At 67.8% G+C, this 17001-nt stretch carries 16 protein-coding genes and 1 tRNA gene; 5 read left to right on the forward strand and 12 right to left on the reverse strand.

The annotated features are described in order from the left end of the window. Both OPU66_RS10495 and OPU66_RS10500 read left to right on the forward strand, forming a co-directional pair. Window positions 1-1577, forward strand: a 1577-nt coding sequence (locus OPU66_RS10495) for a DUF885 domain-containing protein (RefSeq protein WP_498553589.1), incomplete at its 5' end; no start/stop codon positions are given. A 100-nt stretch (window positions 1578-1677) separates the two neighbouring features. Then, the gene (locus OPU66_RS10500; RefSeq protein ID WP_498553590.1) at window positions 1678-3144 is read left to right on the forward strand and encodes a helicase HerA domain-containing protein; all 1467 of its coding nucleotides are present in this window, start codon (window positions 1678-1680) and stop codon (window positions 3142-3144) included. A gap of 150 nt (window positions 3145-3294) precedes the next feature. On the opposite strand, the gene OPU66_RS10505 is transcribed toward OPU66_RS10500, so the two are convergent. Beyond that, complete coding sequence (locus OPU66_RS10505) at window positions 3295-4674, reverse strand: MATE family efflux transporter (protein WP_498553591.1); 1380 nt, start codon at window positions 4672-4674, stop codon at window positions 3295-3297. An 85-nt stretch (window positions 4675-4759) separates the two neighbouring features. Continuing rightward, window positions 4760-5587: a TIGR00266 family protein gene (locus OPU66_RS10510; RefSeq protein WP_498553592.1), complete on the reverse strand. Its 828-nt coding sequence runs from the start codon at window positions 5585-5587 to the stop codon at window positions 4760-4762. 223 nt (window positions 5588-5810) lie between these two features. On the opposite strand from OPU66_RS10510, the gene OPU66_RS10515 reads away from it, so the two are divergent. Further along, window positions 5811-6296 (forward strand): Ros/MucR family transcriptional regulator, encoded by a 486-nt coding sequence (locus OPU66_RS10515; protein WP_498553593.1) that lies wholly within the window; start codon window positions 5811-5813, stop codon window positions 6294-6296. A gap of 135 nt (window positions 6297-6431) precedes the next feature. On the opposite strand, the gene OPU66_RS10520 is transcribed toward OPU66_RS10515, so the two are convergent. The 4 genes from OPU66_RS10520 to OPU66_RS10535 form a co-directional block, all read right to left on the reverse strand. Further along, window positions 6432-6818: a hypothetical protein gene (locus OPU66_RS10520; protein WP_498553594.1), complete on the reverse strand. Its 387-nt coding sequence runs from the start codon at window positions 6816-6818 to the stop codon at window positions 6432-6434. Continuing rightward, entirely contained in the window at window positions 6815-7228 is a 414-nt protein-coding gene (locus OPU66_RS10525; RefSeq protein WP_498553596.1) for a Panacea domain-containing protein, read from the reverse strand. The genes OPU66_RS10520 and OPU66_RS10525 overlap by 4 nt, the downstream gene beginning before the upstream one ends. A gap of 143 nt (window positions 7229-7371) precedes the next feature. After that, a tRNA-Gln gene (locus OPU66_RS10530) sits at window positions 7372-7446 on the reverse strand. Window positions 7447-7527: 81 nt separating this feature from the next. After that, window positions 7528-8622: a branched-chain amino acid aminotransferase gene (locus OPU66_RS10535; RefSeq protein ID WP_498553597.1), complete on the reverse strand. Its 1095-nt coding sequence runs from the start codon at window positions 8620-8622 to the stop codon at window positions 7528-7530. Window positions 8623-8679: 57 nt separating this feature from the next. On the opposite strand from OPU66_RS10535, the gene OPU66_RS10540 reads away from it, so the two are divergent. Continuing rightward, window positions 8680-9138, forward strand: coding sequence for a MarR family winged helix-turn-helix transcriptional regulator (locus OPU66_RS10540; RefSeq protein ID WP_498553598.1), 459 nt, complete (start codon window positions 8680-8682; stop codon window positions 9136-9138). Between the two features lie 26 nt (window positions 9139-9164). On the opposite strand, the gene OPU66_RS10545 is transcribed toward OPU66_RS10540, so the two are convergent. Continuing rightward, window positions 9165-9965, reverse strand: a complete 801-nt coding sequence (locus tag OPU66_RS10545; protein ID WP_498553600.1) for a pyrroline-5-carboxylate reductase family protein — start codon at window positions 9963-9965, stop codon at window positions 9165-9167. Window positions 9966-10139: 174 nt separating this feature from the next. Here OPU66_RS10545 and OPU66_RS10550 point away from each other — a divergent pair, with 174 nt between their 5' ends. After that, window positions 10140-11270: a GGDEF domain-containing protein gene (locus OPU66_RS10550; protein WP_498553601.1), complete on the forward strand. Its 1131-nt coding sequence runs from the start codon at window positions 10140-10142 to the stop codon at window positions 11268-11270. A gap of 14 nt (window positions 11271-11284) precedes the next feature. Here the strand turns inward: OPU66_RS10550 and OPU66_RS10555 are convergent, their stop codons facing one another. The 5 genes from OPU66_RS10555 to OPU66_RS10575 all read right to left on the reverse strand — a co-directional run bounded on the left by OPU66_RS10555 (window position 11285) and on the right by OPU66_RS10575 (window position 16995). Further along, entirely contained in the window at window positions 11285-11797 is a 513-nt protein-coding gene (locus OPU66_RS10555; RefSeq protein WP_498553602.1) for a type III secretion system chaperone family protein, read from the reverse strand. Between the two features lie 133 nt (window positions 11798-11930). Beyond that, window positions 11931-12182, reverse strand: coding sequence for an accessory factor UbiK family protein (locus tag OPU66_RS10560; protein WP_498553603.1), 252 nt, complete (start codon window positions 12180-12182; stop codon window positions 11931-11933). An 11-nt stretch (window positions 12183-12193) separates the two neighbouring features. After that, window positions 12194-12748: a TspO/MBR family protein gene (locus OPU66_RS10565; RefSeq protein ID WP_498553604.1), complete on the reverse strand. Its 555-nt coding sequence runs from the start codon at window positions 12746-12748 to the stop codon at window positions 12194-12196. A gap of 18 nt (window positions 12749-12766) precedes the next feature. Continuing rightward, window positions 12767-15919, reverse strand: coding sequence for an efflux RND transporter permease subunit (locus OPU66_RS10570; RefSeq protein ID WP_498553605.1), 3153 nt, complete (start codon window positions 15917-15919; stop codon window positions 12767-12769). A gap of 5 nt (window positions 15920-15924) precedes the next feature. Next, window positions 15925-16995, reverse strand: coding sequence for an efflux RND transporter periplasmic adaptor subunit (locus tag OPU66_RS10575; protein WP_498553606.1), 1071 nt, complete (start codon window positions 16993-16995; stop codon window positions 15925-15927). Between the last annotated feature and the right edge of the window lie 6 nt (window positions 16996-17001).

The raw sequence follows: 17001 nt of genomic DNA on the forward strand, positions 1-17001 counted from the left end.
GGGCGGCCCGGCGCCGCGACGCCCGCCGCGCCGAGCGGGCGGCACTCACCCGCATCGACCGCGCCCGGCTGGGTGAGGCGGCGCGGATCGATTACGACGTCGTCGTCTACCAGCTCGACCGTGCGCTGGCCGGCGAACGCTTCACCTATGGCGAGACCGGCGGGCGGTTCACCCCCTATATCCTGTCGCAGCTGACCGGGGCCTATCGCGAGCTGCCGCCGTTTCTGGAAGACGATCATCCGGTGCGCTCGGCCGCCGATGCCGATGCCTATCTGGCGCGGCTGGAAGCGCTGCCGCGCGCGCTCGATCAGGATCTGGAACGCCAGCGCGCCGATGCGGCGGCGGGCGTGTTCGCGCCCGACTATATCCTCGACATTGCCCGCCGCCTGATGGGCGACCAGCGGGCAAAGCCGGTGGCGGACTCAGGGCTGGTCACGCGCTTTGCCGCGCGGCTCGCCGCGGCAGGCCTGCCCCCGGCGCGTGCCGAGGCGGCGGCGAAGATCGTCGCCGATGCTGTCTATCCGGCGCTCGACCGCCAGATCGCCGAGGTCGAGCGGCTGCGCGCCCGCGCCGGCCATGATGGCGGTGTGTGGCGGCTGCCCGATGGCGAGGCCTTTTATGCCGCCGCCGCGCAGGCGGCGAACACCACGGCGATGACGGGCGAGGAAATCCACCGGCTCGGCCTCGAACAGGTCGCGCAGATTTCGTCGCAGATCGATTCGATCCTGAAGGCCGAGGGGATGAGCCAGGGCAGCGTCGGCGAACGGCTGGTCGCGCTCAACAAGCGCCCCGGCCAGGTGTTTGCCAATGACGATGCCGGCCGGGCCGAGCTGATCGCGCTGCTCAACCGCCAGATCGCGGCGATCGAGGCGAAACTGCCGCTCGCCTTTGCCACCCTGCCGAAATCGCGGGTCGAGGCGCGGCGCGTGCCGCCCGAAATCCAGAACGGCTCGGCCGGGGCCTATTATGAAAACGCCCCGCTCGATGGCTCGCGCCCGGCCAGCTATTTCATCAACCTGCGCGACACGTTCGACCGGCCGGTGTTCGGGCTCAAAACCCTCACCCATCATGAAGCGACGCCGGGGCATCACCTGCAGGTCAGCCTCGCGCTCGAATCGACGTCGATCCCGATGATCCGCCGCCGCAGCTTCTTCAGCGGCTATTCGGAAGGCTGGGCGCTTTATGCCGAGCAGCTGGCCGATGAGCTGGGCATGTATGACGGCGATCCGCTGGGGCGGGTCGGCTATCTCCAGTCGCTTTTGTTCCGCGCCACCCGGCTGGTCGTCGACACCGGCCTGCATGTGAAGCGCTGGAGCCGCGAACAGGCGACCGACTATCTGATCGCGACCACCGGCATCGCCCGCGGCCGCAGCCAGAACGAGATCGACCGCTACACCGTCTGGCCGGGACAGGCGACCAGCTACAAGATCGGCCATACCGTCTGGGTGCGGCTGCGCGAGGAGGCGAAGGCACGCGCGGGCGCGTCCTTTGATCTCAAGCGCTTCCATGAGGTGCTGACGCTGGGGGCGATGCCGCTCAGCGTGCTGGAGCAGGTGGTGCGGGCGCGGTCGGCCTGATGCACGGGCGGGGGCCGGGGATGATTCATCCCCAGCTCTGTGCGCCGGTCGTGATGTTCGGGGCTTGCCGGGGGCGGCCCCGCCCGGCCAAAGCCGGGGCATGACTTTTCGCGTCGAACTCGGCACCGATCGGTCGGGCGCGCCGGCCGCGATCGATCTGGAGGAATTGCTGGCCACCCGGTTGCTCGTCCAGGGCAATTCCGGGTCGGGCAAATCGCATCTGCTGCGCCGGCTGCTCGAACGCTCGGCGGGTCAGGTGCAGCAGGTCGTCATCGACCCCGAAGGCGATTTCGTCACCCTGGCCGAACGCTATGGCCATGCGGTGGTCGAGGGCGATGGCTATAGCGAGCGCGAAATCGGCCGCATCGCCGCGCGCATCCGCGAACACCGCGCCTCGGTGGTGCTCAGCCTCGAAAATCTCGAGGCCGAGGGGCAGATGCGCTGCGCCGCCACCTTTCTGAACGCGCTGTTCGATGCGCCGCGCAACCACTGGTATCCCGCGCTGGTCGTGGTCGACGAAGCGCAATTGTTCGCGCCCGCCGGCGGCGGCGAAGTGGCCGAGGAGGTGCGCCGCGCCTCGCTGGGCGCGATGACCAACCTGATGTGCCGGGGGCGCAAGCGCGGCCTGGCCGGGGTGATCGCCACCCAGCGGCTGGCCAAGCTCGCCAAGAATGTCGCGGCGGAAGCATCCAACTTCCTGATGGGGCGCACCTTTCTTGACATCGATATGGCGCGCGCCGCCGATCTGCTGGGCATGGAGCGGCGGCAGGCCGAGGAGATCCGCGATCTCGAACGCGGCACCTTCCTCGCGCTTGGCCCGGCGCTGTCGCGCCGCCCGCTTGCCATCCGCATCGGCGCGGTCGAAACCGGATCGGCGGGCTTCACCCCGCGCCTGTCGCCGCTGCCCACCCCGTCGCCCGAGGATCTACAAGGCCTGTTGTTCGCGCCGGTCGCCGACGAACCGCCGCCCCCTGCCCCCGCGCCGGTTGCCCGGCCGCTCGCCTCGGACCTGCTGATCCAGTCGCTTGCCGCCAGCATGCCCGCGGCGGCCCCGGCGGTGCCCGAGTGCGCGGCCGAGGATCAGCCGCTGATCATCGCCCGGGTGCTGGCCGAGCTGGTCGCCGATCCCGATCAGCGCGGGCGGCCGATTGCGTCCATCTATCAGGATTTCCAGCTGCGCTGCCGGATGGCGGGGCTGGCGCGGCCCGATCTCGATCCGATCGGCTTTGCCCGCCGGCTCGCCGCCGCGCGGGCCGGGATCACCGATCCGGACGAGCCGCACTGGCGGGATGCCATCGCGCTTGCCCAGGCGCTGCCCGACGACATGCTGGCCCCGTTCCTGCTGATCGCCCATGCGGCGCGGGACGGCGCACCCTGCCCGTCCGACGATGCGCTGGCGACCAGCTATGGCACCAGCTCGCTCGGCCGCATCCGCCGCCTGCTCAGCTATATCGAGGAACGCAATCTGATCGTGTGCCGCACCGATCTGGCCGGGCGGCGGACGATCTCGCTGCCCCATCTGGGCTGGACGACCGCGCCGGGCGAAGGGACGCGGATGCGGGCGTGATATGCGCGTGATATGCGCGTGATATGCGCGCCTGACGGCGCGGTCGCGGCACCGGCCCGCACCCCCACCCGGCCTCCCAACGGCAGTATACTATGGGAGGCCGGGTGGGGGTGCGGGCCGGTGCCGCGACCAAACAAACAACTTCAGCCCTTACCCCTCGGGCACCAGCCCCAGCCGGACCCGGCGCAGCCAGCGGCCGACCATCAGCACCGATACCACGGCCAGCCCCGCCGCCAGCCCGATCCACACGCCCAACCCTTCAAGCCCGGCGGGAAAGGCGAGGCCCAGCCCCACGCCCAGCCCGATCGCCCAATAGCCGAGCGCGGCATAGAGCATCGGCACCTTGGTGTCGGACAGGCCGCGCAGCATCCCGGCGCCCACCGCCTGCGCGCCGTCGACGATCTGGAAAATCGCCGCGACCCCAAGGAACGAGACGGCCAGCGCCGCGACATGGGCATTGGCCGGGCCGGGTTCGATGAACAGCGCGACCAGCCGGTCGGGGATGGCGACCATCACCAGCGCCGCCACCGCCATGAAGCCGGTGCCGATGACAAGCGCCGTCCAGCCCGCGCGGCCAATGGCCGCCGGATCGCGCCGCCCCGCCGCCAGCCCGACCCGCACCGTCGCCGCCTGCGACAGGCCGAGCGGCACCATGAAGGTCAGCGAGGCGAGCTGAATCGCAATCGCATGGGCAGCCAGTGAATCCGGCCCGATCACGCCCATGATGAAGGCCGCGGCGCTGAACACCGTGACTTCAAGGCCCAGCGTCATCGCAATCGGCGCGCCGATCAGCCACACCTGAGCGAAACGCGCCCAGTCCGCCCGCCAGAAATGGCCGAACAGATGATAGCGGCGAAAGCGCGGATGCACCGACACCACGGTCGCAAGGCCCAGGAACATCGCCGTCTGGGTGATCGCGCTCCCCAGCCCGGCCCCGGCCAGTCCCATCGCCGGCAGGCCATAAGCGCCGAAAATCAGGCCGTAATTGACCACTGCATTGACGATGACGCCGATCACCCCGATCAGCAGCGCCCAGACCGGCCGTTCAAGCGCCGCGACAAAGGCGCGCAGCACCAGATAACAAAGTGCGGGCAGGAACCCCCACATCAGATAGCGGGTGAACAACGCCGCATCGCGCGCCAGATCGGGCTGCTGGCCGAGCGCGCGGAAGATCGCTTCGGCATGCCAGAGCGCAATCCAGATCGGCACCGTCAGCGCAATCGCCGCCCACATCGTCTGCCGCACCGTGCGGCGGACGTCGCGCACATCATGCCGCCTTGCGCCGATGCGCTGGGCGATCAGCGGCGATGCGGCGGTGACCAGCCCCATGCCGAAGATCAGAAAGGCGATGTTGAGATTGCTGCCCAGCGCCCCCGCCGCCAGCGCGCCCGCGCCCAGCCAGCCGAGCAGCACGACATCGGTGGTGTGGATCGCCGCCTGCGACAGGTTGGTGAGGATCATCGGGCTGGCCAGCCGCGCGGTCGCCGCCGCCTCGACACGCCAGGCCGGGGGGATGGCCGGGGCAAACATGCCCCGGCCCATAAAGGGTTTTTTCGTCAAATGCGCGGCCAAATCACAGGCCCGGCCACGCCCGCAAACGCTCTTCCCCGGCGGCTCAGTCGTTGCCGCCGATCAGGTCGCCCAGCCCGCCCAGCACCGATCCCTCGCCGCGATTCTGCCCGCGCCCGCCGGCGGCGGCCAGCATCCGCCCGGCCAGGCGGGAGAAGGGCAGCGACTGGATCCACACCTTGCCCGGCCCGGTCAGGCGGGCAAAGAACAGCCCTTCGCCGCCGAACAGCACGCTGCGCACGCCGCCCGCCGTCACCAGATCGAAATCCACGCTGGGCGTCAGCGCGGCAATGCAGCCGGTGTCGACATGGATCTCTTCGCCCGGGGCCAGTTCGCGCTCGACCACGGTGCCGCCCATCTGCACGAACACCCAGCCATCGCCCTCCAGCTTCTGCATGATGAAGCCTTCGCCGCCGAACAGCCCGGTCAGCACCCGGCGCTGGAAATGCAGGCCGATCGACACCCCCTTGGCGGCGGCGAGAAACGCATCCTTCTGGCAGATCAGCGTCCCGCCGACCTCGTCCAGCCGGATCGGCAGGATCGATCCCGGCGTGGGCGCGGCAAAGGCCACGCGCGCCTTGCCCGATCCGTTGTGGGTGAAGACGGTGGTGAACAGGCTTTCGCCGGTGATCAGCCGCTTGCCCGCGCCCAGCAGCTTGCCCATGAAGCCGCCATCGCTGCCGCCGCTGCCGTCGCCGAACACCGTCGTCATGTCGATGCTGGCATCTTTCCAGACAAGCGCGCCCGCCTCGGCCACCGCGCTTTCGCCGGGATCAAGCTCGATCTCGACGAATTGCAGCTCCTGCCCCTTGATCTCGAAATCAATGTCGTCGGCGATGCCGGACCGGCGATGGTGCTGCCACGGGCTTTGCATGATCTGGGTCTCCCTCAACCTGGTGGCGGCTGTTGTAGAGCGGTTCGGGTTGCAGGGAAATGACGCCGCGCCGCGCCCGTCGCCGCCAGTCGCCCCCGCCCCGACAACTGGCGACGCGGCCGCCTGGCGGGCGGATTGTTCGTAAAAAGGACAGTCCTGCGGCATTTCCATATGTTGACGGTCATGACAACGGTCGACACAATACATCCAGATTGGAGGAAACATGACGGAAACCGATTTGTCGCCGAACATGATCGAACTGGCGACCGAACTGACGATTGCCTGGCTGAACAACCCGAACAACCGCGCGGGCGCGGAAGACGTGCCGGCCTTTCTGCACAAGATGCATGCGACGCTGAACGGCCTGTCGGCGCGCGACGACCAGCCGGGCGAAACCATGGCCGAAGGCGGCGCGGAACCGGCGGTGTCGGTGCGCAAGTCGCTGGCGTCGAAGGACGTCATCATCTCGCTGATCGACGGCAAGCCCTACAAGTCGCTGAAGCGCCATCTGGCGCGCCACGGCCTGACCCCGGAACAGTATCGCGAACGCTATAAGCTGAAGCCCGATTACCCGATGGTCGCGGAAAATTATGCGAAGCAGCGCCGCGACCTCGCGCTCAAGATCGGCCTCGGCTCCAAGGGCCGCGCCGCCCGCGCCGCCCAGCGCGCCGCCGCCGGCAAGACCAGCCGCGCCAAGCAGCAGGGCTGAACCGGATAAGGCCCGGCTAAACCCGGGCCAGACGCATCACCCCGGAGAGGCGGTGGCCAAATGGCTGCCGCCTCTTTTTTAGGAAATCCAGTATTTTCAGCTAGGTCCAATGTAATAAACAAGTCGGCCAGCTCGTTACGACCTGAAAAGGCCCGAAACCACAGACGCAACGAGACCGATTGCGGCGACTGCGGTGCTCCCTACAAGCGCGCCTAGGGCAATTTCCGGCAGTTGGAATCCGCAAATTTTAAATCCGTGCAGAACAACAAAAATGCCCGCAACGATCGAATAACAGATGAGATAATGAAAAACCCACCTGGCGTATCGCCACCTCAGACGGCGATTTGCCTTCTTATTCCGATTGTCTTCTCGGGCACCTTCGACAGTTGCCTTGAGATGGTTGAGCGCTAGGGCCTCTTCTTCAGAGCGATCTTTTTCATCCTTGTCCTTGACCTCGACAGAAGACAAGGTGCCATCTACCGCCTGACGCAGACTTTCTGACAAAGGAAAACTAAAGCTCATTCGGCAGGAAGTTTTTCGGCAAAATAGTTACGGATTGAGTCAGTCTTGATAACTCTATTTCGGCCTTGGTTGAACGCATTTGACCAAGGCGTCCCCGGCTCATGTGTTAACGCCGAGAGCTTAAATGCGGGAAAGCTACCATACTTCTCCCATACGAGATTAACTATCTCGTTCTCTTCGGCAGTGAGTTGCGCGTAGGCTTCTTCGTAGTCGTCACTCTTGAACGGGGTATCGTCACCCCATCGTATGAGCCGGGTAACAGGGCCGCGCCCGTAACCTCGCAAAGCATCGTAGAGACGACGAATGACAGGGCCGAATTCCCATGCCTCAACGTCATCCTCGATCAGCCCCCGACTATAAGCTCCGAGATTCCAACCATGCGCTAGGTAAACAAGCTTCTGGACCTGCATATGCGTCAGTGGTCGAGCACCTTGAGCGCGCCGAATGAACTCATTTGCTATAGCTAGGGATGAGTGTGCCATCGCATGCTCCAAACAGAACATGTAGGGAATCGAAGAGATTCCGTCAATGTCGGCCTACAAGAACGAGCAACTGGCTGGGGCGGCAGGATTCGAACCTGCGCATGCCGGTACCAAAAACCGGTGCCTTACCGCTTGGCGACGCCCCAGCAGGCGAGCGGCGCTTATAGCTGCCGCTGCGCCGGTGAAAAGAGGGTATGCGGCCCGCATCGCGTGCGGGCCGCGTTCGATCAGGCGATCCGGTGCAGCCAGCCATGCGGATCGGGGGCCGCGCCGCGCTGGATCGCGACCAGCCGCTCGCGCAGCCGCAGCGTCACCGCGCCCGGCCCGCCATTGCCGATCGAGAAGCGCCCTTCGGCCGAGGCGACATGGCCGACCGGGGTGACGACGGCGGCGGTGCCGCAGGCAAAGGTTTCGCGCAGCCGCCCGCTCGCCGCGTCGGCGCGCCAGTCATCGATCGCATAGGGCGCTTCGTTGACCCGCAGCCCTTCCTCCGCCGCCAGCGTCAGGATCGATTCGCGCGTGATGCCGGGCAGGATGGTGCCGCCAAGCGGCGGGGTGCGGATTTCGCCATCGTCGAACACGAAGAACAGGTTCATGCCCCCCAGTTCCTCGACATAGCGGCGCTCGACCGCGTCGAGGAACACCACCTGGTCGCAGCCCTGGGCGATGGCTTCGGCCTGGGCGATCAGGCTCGATGCGTAATTGCCGCCGCATTTGGCAGCACCCGTGCCGCCGGGTGCGGCGCGGGTGTAATCGGCCGACACCCAGATGGTGATCGAGGGCGCGCCGCCCTTGAAATAGCCGCCCACCGACGAGGCGATGACCATGTAGAGATATTCCGACGCCGGCTTGACGCCCAGAAACACCTCCGACGCGATCATGAACGGGCGCAGATAGAGCGCGCCGCCGTCAATGGCCGGAATCCAGTCACGGTCGATCCGCACCAGTTCCTCGATGGAGCGCAGGAACAGCGCCTCGGGCAGCTCGGCCATTGCCATGCGCCGGGCCGACTGGCGGAAACGGCGGGCATTGGCGTCGGGCCGGAACAGGCCGATGCCGCCATCGTCCAGCCGATACGCCTTCATCCCTTCGAAGATTTCCTGCGCGTAATGGAACACGGCGGTCGCGGGATCGAGGGTCAGCGGGCCGCGCGGGCCGATCACGGCATCGTGCCAGCCCTTGCCCTCGGCATAGCGGATCGTGACCATATGGTCGGTGAACACCCGGCCGAACCCCGGATCGACGAGCCGAGCCGCGCGTTCATCGGCATCGACCGGCGCGGGATGCGCGGTGGTGGTGAAACGCAGATCATCGGCAATCATGGTCGTCCTTCCAACATGACTTGCCGCCGCCTATGGCCGATGGCAGGGGCGGTCAACATGACGGTCCTCAAACCGGGCGCGAGTGCGCTGTTTTTGCGCGAGGCGGAGGTGCGGCGGGGGCTTGACCTGCTGTTCGCCGGCCAGGCGCTGCTGGCCCGCGCGGTCGATCCGCTGCTGGACGAAGCCGGGCTGGGCCGCGCGCACCAGCGGGCGCTGTATTTCATCGCCCGCGACCCCGACCTGACGGTGGGCACGCTGATCGCCCGGCTGGGCATCACCAAACAATCGCTCAACCGCGTGCTGGCCGAACTGGCGGCCAAGGGGCTGGTCGAAACCCGCCCCGGCGCCACCGACCGGCGGCAGAAAAGGCTGCGCCTGTCGCCCGAGGGCGCGGCGCTGGAGGCGCGGCTGTTCGACGCGATGCGCGCCCGGCTGGCCGCCGCCTATGGCCATGCCGGGCCGGATGCGGTCGGCGGATTCTGGGCGGTGCTTGAAGGCCTGACGGCGAAGGGCTGAGGGCGAGAGGCCGCCACCGCGTTCCTTCAGCGAAAGGCCGCCGCCATTTCGCGGCCGCGCGCCGCCGTGGCGTCCAGCGTCGCGCGCATCAGCCGGGCCAGCGCCTGATCGGCGTCGAGCACGTCCAGCCCCTTGCGCGTCATGCCGCCGGGGCTGGCCACCCGGTCGGCCAGCAGGGCGGGCGGCTCCCCTGCCCCCGCGGCCAGCGCGCCTGCCCCTTCGACCATGTGCAGCGCCAGCCGCGCCGCCTGATCGGGCGCAAGGCCGAGATCGGCCGCGCCGACCGCAAGCGCGTCGATCATCCGGAACACAAAGGCCGGGCCGCTGCCCGCCAGCGCGGCGACAAGGTGAAAATCCTCCTCATCCGCGATCCATTCGACAAGGCCCAGCGGGCGCATCAGCGCGGCGACAGGCTCCACCCGGTCGCCGGTCAGCGCGACGACGCCGCGGCCGAGCGCGACCGGCGTGTTGGGCATGGCGCGCACAATCGCCCCCGCCGCCGGAAACCGCGCCCTCAGGCTGTCGCAGCCGGTGCCGGCGAGGATCGACACCAGCACCGTTTCCGGCCCGACCCGCGCCGCCAGCGCCGGGGCCACCGAGTCGAGCTGCTGCGGCTTGATCCCCAGCAGCACCAGCCGGGGGGCCGGCCCGTCGGGCAGCGCGGTCAGCGTCCGCACCCCGGCAGCCGGCGCGACCCCGCTCGGCCGGACCACGGTGATGCCGTCCGCAGGCGCGCCGGCGGCCAGCCAGCGGGTCAGCATCGCCCCGGCCATGTTGCCGCAGCCGATCATCCAGAATGGCCGCTCAACCGCCCAATCGAAAACCATCCGTTCATCATCCTTGGCGGGAATCTGCGCGGGATGCGCAGGTTAACGCGGCATAAACCATATTCATGCGCTGGACGGAAATCCGTTTGCCCTAGTGAAGAACCAACCGAGGCGGTCGTTATGTCGAGCATGAGACCCATGAACAAACTGGCTGCAGATGCGGCGCACCCCGATATGACGACGGCTGGCGACCGCCGCGTGCCGCATGGCGACGATGCCCGCGCCCGCACGCAGCGGCTGGCCGATGCGGTCCGCAGCCTGTTCGGCCGGACCGAGGATCACGCCCCGCCGCCGCCGCCGGCCGCGCCCGAACCGCGCGAACTGACGCTGTTCGACCGCATCGGCACGTTTTTCGAGGCGCATAACCTCGAGCCGACACCCGCCCATTACGAGCTGGTCCATGGCTATCTGACCAATGCCGACCGCAAGCTGGTCGACGCCGTCGACCGGGCGGTGGCGCGCGAAGGGCAGCTGTCCGCCGAATCGGCCGAGCTGATCCTGGCCGAAGTGCGCACCGACATGTCGGCCGAGCTGCTCGCCGACCTGATCGACAAGGCGCAGATGGGCCTGACCGAGATTGCCGGGGTCGCCAAACAGTCGCGCGCCGACGCCACCGCTTATGGCCAGGCGCTCGAGACGCAGGTGGCCGGGCTGGCGGGCTTTGCCCCCGAAAATGTGCTCGCCACGCTGGTCCAGCTGACCAGTTCGATGATCGAGCGGACGCGCGCCGCCGAGGCGCAGCTGCGCGATGCCGGCAAGCAGATGAACGAGCTGCGCGGCAGCCTGGCCGAGGCCCGGCGCGTCGCCGAAAGCGATGCGCTGACCGGCCTTGCCAATCGCCGCGCGTTCGAAGCCAAGCTGCGCCGCGCGGTCGGCCATGCCCGCGAACAGGGCAAGCCGCTGGCGCTCGCCTTCTGCGACATCGACCATTTCAAGAAGATCAACGACACCCATGGCCATGATGTCGGCGACCGCATCCTGAAGTTCGTCGCCCAGCGCCTCGCCTCCGCATCGTCCAACAATTGCTATGTCGCCCGGCATGGCGGCGAAGAGTTCGTGATGCTGTTCCAGGACATGGAGGTCGATGAGGCGGCACGCATTGTCGATGATGTCCGCGCCGATCTGCAGGACCGGCGGCTGATCGCCAAACAGTCGGGCGAGCCGATCGGTCAGGTCAGCTTTTCAGCGGGAGTCGCCGGTCTCGCGGCGGGCGAAAATGGCCGCCAGATGCTCCGCGCCGCCGATCAGGCGCTTTACCGGGCCAAGCGCGAAGGCCGCAACCGGGTGGTCACGGCCGAAGGATAGGTTCGGCCGGGCGCTCAGGCCTCGCCCTGGGTTTCGATCAGGGCGGCGGCGATTGCTTCGCGCGGGGTCTTGCCGCCCCACAGCACGAACTGAAACACCGGATAATAGCGTTCGCACTCGTCGATCGCGCTTTCGATCAGCGTCTCGGTCTGGGCGAGCGACATGGTCGGCTCGTCGCCCTCGATCAGCGCGGCGTGGCGGAACAGCAGGATACCGCTGGTCGACCACAGCTCGAAATGGCCGAGCCACAGCTGCTCGTTGACCAGCCCGATTGCCTCATAGATCGCGGCGCGCTTGTCATCGGTGACCTTGATGTCGGGAAGCGCGAGGAACTGGAGCACCTGATCCTCGTCGCGCCAGACGCCGCGCAGCTCATATTCGGTCCAGCTGCCCTTCACATTAGCGACGATCTCGTCATCGCCCGACCGGTCATGCGACCAGCCATGGGCGGCGAAATAGCTTTCCAGCATGTCGATCGGGGCGGCCGGATCGGTTTCCGGGCCTTCGAAATCTTCAAGCGTCATCATCTGCGCGTCCCGGCCATGCGTCTCCGCGCGGTGATCGCAAGCCCGTGCCGGGCGAACAAGCAAGCATCGGCCAAAAAGGCGACAAAGCTGTGGATAAGCGCCGGGCGCTGCTGCCGTCGCCCGGCATCGATCCTCAGCTGCTGCCCAGCCTTGCCTCGAGCGCGTCGAGCCGCGCCTTCAGCGCATCGGCCTCGTCGCGCGCGGCGGCGGCCATCGCCTTGACCGCCTCGAATTCCTCGCGGCTGACGAAATCCATGCCGGCAATCCATTCGCGGGCGCGCTCGCGCATCGCCGCCTCGGCCTCGCGGCCCATGCCGGCCATCGTTCCGGCAAAGCCGTTCAGCATCTTGGACATGTCGTCGAAAAACCGGTTCTCGCTCTGCATCGCCTGCTCCTTCAGCCTGCAATCTGGGTGGTGACGGCGCCCGGCACAAGCCGTTCGGCATCGGGATTGAGCATCCGATAGTCGTTGTTGAGCGCGGCGGCAAAGCAAAGCCAGGCCAGATAGGGCACCATCAGCCATGCCGCGACCGGCCGCACCGCGCCAAAGGCGAACACCGTCGCCAGCGCCGCGAGGATCATGACCAGGATCAGATAGAATGCCGCCGTCACCTGATGAAAGGCGAAGAACAAAGGCGACCAGGCGAGGTTGAGCGCCAGCTGCACGACAAACAGCACCACCGCCATTTCGCGCGACCGGTGGCCGCGCGCATTGAGCACGACGGCGAGCGCCAGCCCCAGCATCACATAGAGCGTGCCCCAGACCAGCCCGAACGCCCAGCTGGGCGGCATCGATGCCGGGCGCTGGAGGCTGGCGAACCACAGATTGTCATAGCCGGAGTTGGCGAGCCGCCCGGCGGCGCTGCCCAGCAGAACGACAAGCGGCACGGTGACCACGGCCTTGCGGAAAAACGCCATGTTGAGCTGCGACCGCGATGCGAGCTGACCCACCCCTTATTCTCCCCTTGCTTATTCGGCCGGCGCCGGCCTCTCCCCGCCTGCGCCGCGGCCCTCATCCGCGTGATTGTCCGGTCCCGGTGCCGCCGTCTCGTCCAGCGCCTCATCCAGCGCCCGGCCGACCGCTTCGGGCGAGCCGGTATAACGCGCGAGCCGCGCATAAAGGATCGGGATCAGGAACAGGGTGATGGCGGTCGCAATCGTCACGCCGAACACGATCACCACGCCGATCGCCCCGCGCGCGGCCGAGCCGGGGCCGGAGGAGATGGCCAGCGGCACCGCGCCCATCACCGTTGCAATCGACGTCATCATGATCGGCCGCAGCCGCCGCGTCGCCGCGCGTTCGACCGCCGCGACAATGCCCAGCCCTTCGTCGCGCAGCTGGTTGGCGAACTCGACGATCAGAATGCCGTTCTTGGCCGCCAGCCCGACCAGCATGACGATGCCGATCTGGCTGTAGAGGTTGAGCGTGCCGCCGACGACCGCCAGCCCGACCAGCCCGCCGGCAACAGCCAGCGGCACCGTGGTGATGATGACCGCCGGATGGACGAAGCTTTCAAACTGCGCGGCAAGCAGCAGATAGATGACGAGCACCGTCATCGCGAACACGAAGACGATGGAGTCGCCCGTTTCCTTGAAGCTCTGGCTTTCGCCGCGATAGCCGATGGCGGTGATCTCGGGCGCGCGGTTCGCCTCCGCCTCGAGAAACGCAAGCGCTTCGCCCAGCGTGTAGCCGGGCGCGATGCCGGCCGACAAAGTGATCGCGCGCAGCTTGTTGAACCGCCCCAGATCGCGCGGCCCGGCCGTGTCCGACAGGGTGACGAGATTGGCGAGCGACACCAGCTCGCCCGAGCGGCTGCGGACATAGATGCGCGCCAGATCGGCCTGCGCCGCGCGGCCGGCGCGTTCGGCCTGGACGATGACGCGATATTCCTCGCCCCGGTCGACATAGGTCGACACGCGCCGCGAGCCGAGCAGCGTCTGCAGCGCCTGGCTGACCGCATCGACCGACACGCCCAGATCGCCGGCGCGTGTGGTGTCGACGCGGATGTTCAGCTGCGGCTTGGTTTCCTTGTAATCGGAATCGAGGTTGATGATGCCGGGATTGTCGGCGGCGGCGGCAAGGATGCGGTCGCGCGCGCGCACCAGCCCTTCATAGGTCGGCCCGGCGATGACGAAGCTGACCGGCTGGCCGCGCCCGCCCAGCGCCGAGCGCGGCTGGGCGTTGCCGCGCAGCGCCGTCTGCCCGGCCATCAGCTGGTTGACGCGGCCGGCAAGTTCCTGGGTCGTCGTCGTGCGTTCTTCCCAGGGCTTCAGAAACAGGATGAAGGTGCCCGAGTTGAAATCCTCGCTCGCCCCGAACCCGGCGGGGGCACGGTTGATCACCGACCGCACCGGCCCTTCGCTCAGCAGCGGCAGCAACAGATTTTCCGCGCGCCGCTGATAGTCGACGATGGTGTCGAAGCCCGTGCCCTCTGGGGCGGCGGTCTGGATCTGGAGGACGCCGACATCCTCGGCCGGCACCAGTTCGGAGCGCATCTGCCCGAACAGGAACACCGCGCCGCCAAGCAGCACGGCGGTCATGACCAGCGCGATCGCCGGGCGGGCGATCGACCGGGCGAGCAGCCGGCCATAGCCGCGCTCGAGCGCCTGGAACGCATCGTCGATACGGCCTGTCAGTCGATTGCGCTTTTCCGCGCGCAGCAGCTTGGAACACAGCATCGGCGCAAGGCTGAGCGCGAGGAACCCCGAAAAGGCGATCGCCGCGATCATCGCCGCCGCCAGTTCGCGGAACAGCAGCCCGGTCTGGCCGGCAAGGAACATGATCGGCACGAACACCGCGCAGACGACGAGCGTCGTCGAAATCACCGCAAAGCCGACCTGGCGGGTGCCGCGAAACGCCGCGACCAGCGGCGTCTCGCCCTGTTCGATGCGGTGATAGACATTTTCGAGCACGACGATGGCGTCATCGACGACCAGCCCGATTGCCAGCACCATCGCCAGCAAGGTCAGCAGGTTGATCGAATAGCCGAGCAGCCACAGCACGGCGAAGCTGGCGAGCAGGCAGATCGGCACGGTGACCGCCGGCACGATGGTCGCCCGCCACGAACCGAGGAACAGGAAGATGACGAGGACGACCAGAATCGCCGCCTCGATCAGCGTCTGATAGACCTTGTCGATCGCCCGGCTGATGAACTGGCTTTCATCCGATCCAATGCTGGTCTTCATCCCCTCGGGCAGGGTCAGCGCGGCAGCGGTGCGCTTGGCGGCTTCGGCAACGGCAAGCGTATTCGCGCCGGACTGGCGGACAATGCCCAGCCCGACCGCCGGCTGGCCGTTCAGGCGGAACTGCTGATAGGGATTTTCCGGCCCCAGCTCGACCCGCGCGACATCGCCAAGCCGGACCAGATAGCCATTGTCGCCACGCCCGACGACGAGCTGGCGGAACTGATCGGGCGTCGCAAAGGCGCGGTTGACGCGCAGCGACACGTTGCGGTCCTGCGATTCCAGCCGCCCGGCGGGCAGCTCGACATTCTGGGTGCGCAGCGCCGCCTCGATGTCGCCGGGGGTCAGCTGGAACGCCGCCAGCCGCTCCGGATCGATCCAGATCCGCATCGACGGCCGCGCCTCGCCGCCCACAAACACCTGCGCCACGCCGTCGAGCGTCGAAAAGCGGTCGACGACATTGCGGTCGATCCAGTCGCTCAGCTGCAACCGGTCCCAGTCGGGCTTGGAAAACACGATGAACAGGATCGGGAAGGCGTCGGAATCGACCTTGCGAATCTCGGGCGCCAGCGCGTCCTCGGGCAGGTCGTCGCCCACCCCGCCGATCCGGTCGCGCACATCGTTGGCGGCGGCGTCGATGTCTCGGCCCGGATTGAACTCGATGGTGATGTCCGACCGCCCGTCGCGCGAGCGCGAAACGATCGAGCGGATGCCCTCGATCCCCGCCAGCGCCTCTTCGAGCGGCTGGGTGATGCGCGATTCGATGACGCTGGCCGCAGCGCCGGTGTAAACGGTCTCGATGGAAACGATGGGCGGATCGGTGTCGGGATATTCGCGCACCGGCAGGCCGAGAAACGCCAGTGCGCCGACCACCGTCAGCAGGATCGCGACAACTGCCGCAAAAACCGGGCGCCGGACGGACAGGTCGGAAAGCTGCATCGCCGTCAGCCGCCGGTTCCGCCGCGTGGCCCGTCGGCAAGCCGGACCTTCTGCCCGTCGGTCAGCTTGACCACCCCTTCGGTCACCACCCGCTGGCCGGGCTTCAGCCCTTCCAGAATCTCGATCTTCAGCCCGTCGCGGATGCCGGTGCGGACGGCCACGCGCCGGGCGACGCCGCCATCGACGACGAAGACGAAGCTGCGCTCGCCCTCGCCCACCACCGCCAGTTCGGGCACGGCGAGCGATTCGCGCGCCGCCGAGACGATGCCGACCGTCAGCAGCATGCCGGGCAGCAGCTTGCGGTCGTCATTGGGCAGGATCGCGCGCACCGTCGCGGCGCGGGTCTGCGGGTTGATCACCGGGTCGATGCTTTCGATCCGGCCGCTGAACACCCGGTCGGGGAAAGCGGCGGCGCGCGCCTCGACGCCCTGCCCCTCGCGCACGGCGGACAGCATCGTCTCGGGCACGGTGAAGTCGAGCTTGATCCGCGACAGGTCGCTGATCGTGGCGATTTCGGAACCGGCCTGCACGATCGCGCCGGTCGAGATGTTGCGCAGCGACACATAGCCCGAAAATGGCGCGCGGATGATGCGGTCGCTGATCGTCGCCCGCGCCTGCGCGGCCTGGGCGCGCGCGGATTCGGCGGCGGCGACCTGGGCGTCGAACGCGGCATTGGTGGCAAAGCCGCGGCGGCGCAGCTCGTCCAGCCGCTCCAGCTGCTTGCCCGCTTCGCGCGCGCGCGCTTCGGCATCGGCCAGCTGCGCTTCCTGCTGGCCGCGCGCCAGCACGGCGACAATGTCGCCACTGCGCACATAGCCGCCATCGGCAAAGTTGAGGCGGATGATCCGCTCGGTCACCGGCGCGGCCAAAGTCACCTGTTCATTGGCGCGCGCGGTGCCGACGGCGTCCAGCCGGTCGACAAAGCGTTCGGCGCGCACCGGATCGGCGCGGACCAGCGGCTCGGTCGGCCGGCGCGCCGCATCGCCGCCCGAACAGGCAGCAAGGCCGGCAAGCGCCAGCGGCGCAAGCAGCTTCAGGGTCGCAGGCAGCGAGGCGGGGCGTGCGATTCTGGACATGGGTTA

The organism is Sphingomonas sp. URJC2, from assembly GCF_059803575.1.

Bases quoted from the DNA above. Each gene is read 5' to 3' on its own strand.
- OPU66_RS10540 (WP_498553598.1), top strand. From the start codon at position 8,680: ATGACGGTCCTCAAACCGGGCGCGAGTGCGCTGTTTTTGCGCGAGGCG.
- OPU66_RS10560 (WP_498553603.1), bottom strand. From the start codon at position 12,182: ATGCAGAGCGAGAACCGGTTTTTCGACGACATGTCCAAGATGCTGAAC.
- OPU66_RS10575 (WP_498553606.1), bottom strand. From the start codon at position 16,995: ATGTCCAGAATCGCACGCCCCGCCTCGCTGCCTGCGACCCTGAAGCTG.
- OPU66_RS10510 (WP_498553592.1), bottom strand. From the start codon at position 5,587: ATGCAAAGCCCGTGGCAGCACCATCGCCGGTCCGGCATCGCCGACGAC.
- OPU66_RS10555 (WP_498553602.1), bottom strand. From the start codon at position 11,797: ATGATGACGCTTGAAGATTTCGAAGGCCCGGAAACCGATCCGGCCGCC.
- OPU66_RS10515 (WP_498553593.1), top strand. From the start codon at position 5,811: ATGACGGAAACCGATTTGTCGCCGAACATGATCGAACTGGCGACCGAA.
- OPU66_RS10520 (WP_498553594.1), bottom strand. From the start codon at position 6,818: ATGAGCTTTAGTTTTCCTTTGTCAGAAAGTCTGCGTCAGGCGGTAGAT.
- OPU66_RS10505 (WP_498553591.1), bottom strand. From the start codon at position 4,674: ATGTTTGCCCCGGCCATCCCCCCGGCCTGGCGTGTCGAGGCGGCGGCG.
- OPU66_RS10535 (WP_498553597.1), bottom strand. From the start codon at position 8,622: ATGATTGCCGATGATCTGCGTTTCACCACCACCGCGCATCCCGCGCCG.
- OPU66_RS10550 (WP_498553601.1), top strand. From the start codon at position 10,140: ATGACGACGGCTGGCGACCGCCGCGTGCCGCATGGCGACGATGCCCGC.
- OPU66_RS10525 (WP_498553596.1), bottom strand. From the start codon at position 7,228: ATGCAGGTCCAGAAGCTTGTTTACCTAGCGCATGGTTGGAATCTCGGA.
- OPU66_RS10570 (WP_498553605.1), bottom strand. From the start codon at position 15,919: ATGCAGCTTTCCGACCTGTCCGTCCGGCGCCCGGTTTTTGCGGCAGTT.
- OPU66_RS10545 (WP_498553600.1), bottom strand. From the start codon at position 9,965: ATGGTTTTCGATTGGGCGGTTGAGCGGCCATTCTGGATGATCGGCTGC.
- OPU66_RS10500 (WP_498553590.1), top strand. From the start codon at position 1,678: ATGACTTTTCGCGTCGAACTCGGCACCGATCGGTCGGGCGCGCCGGCC.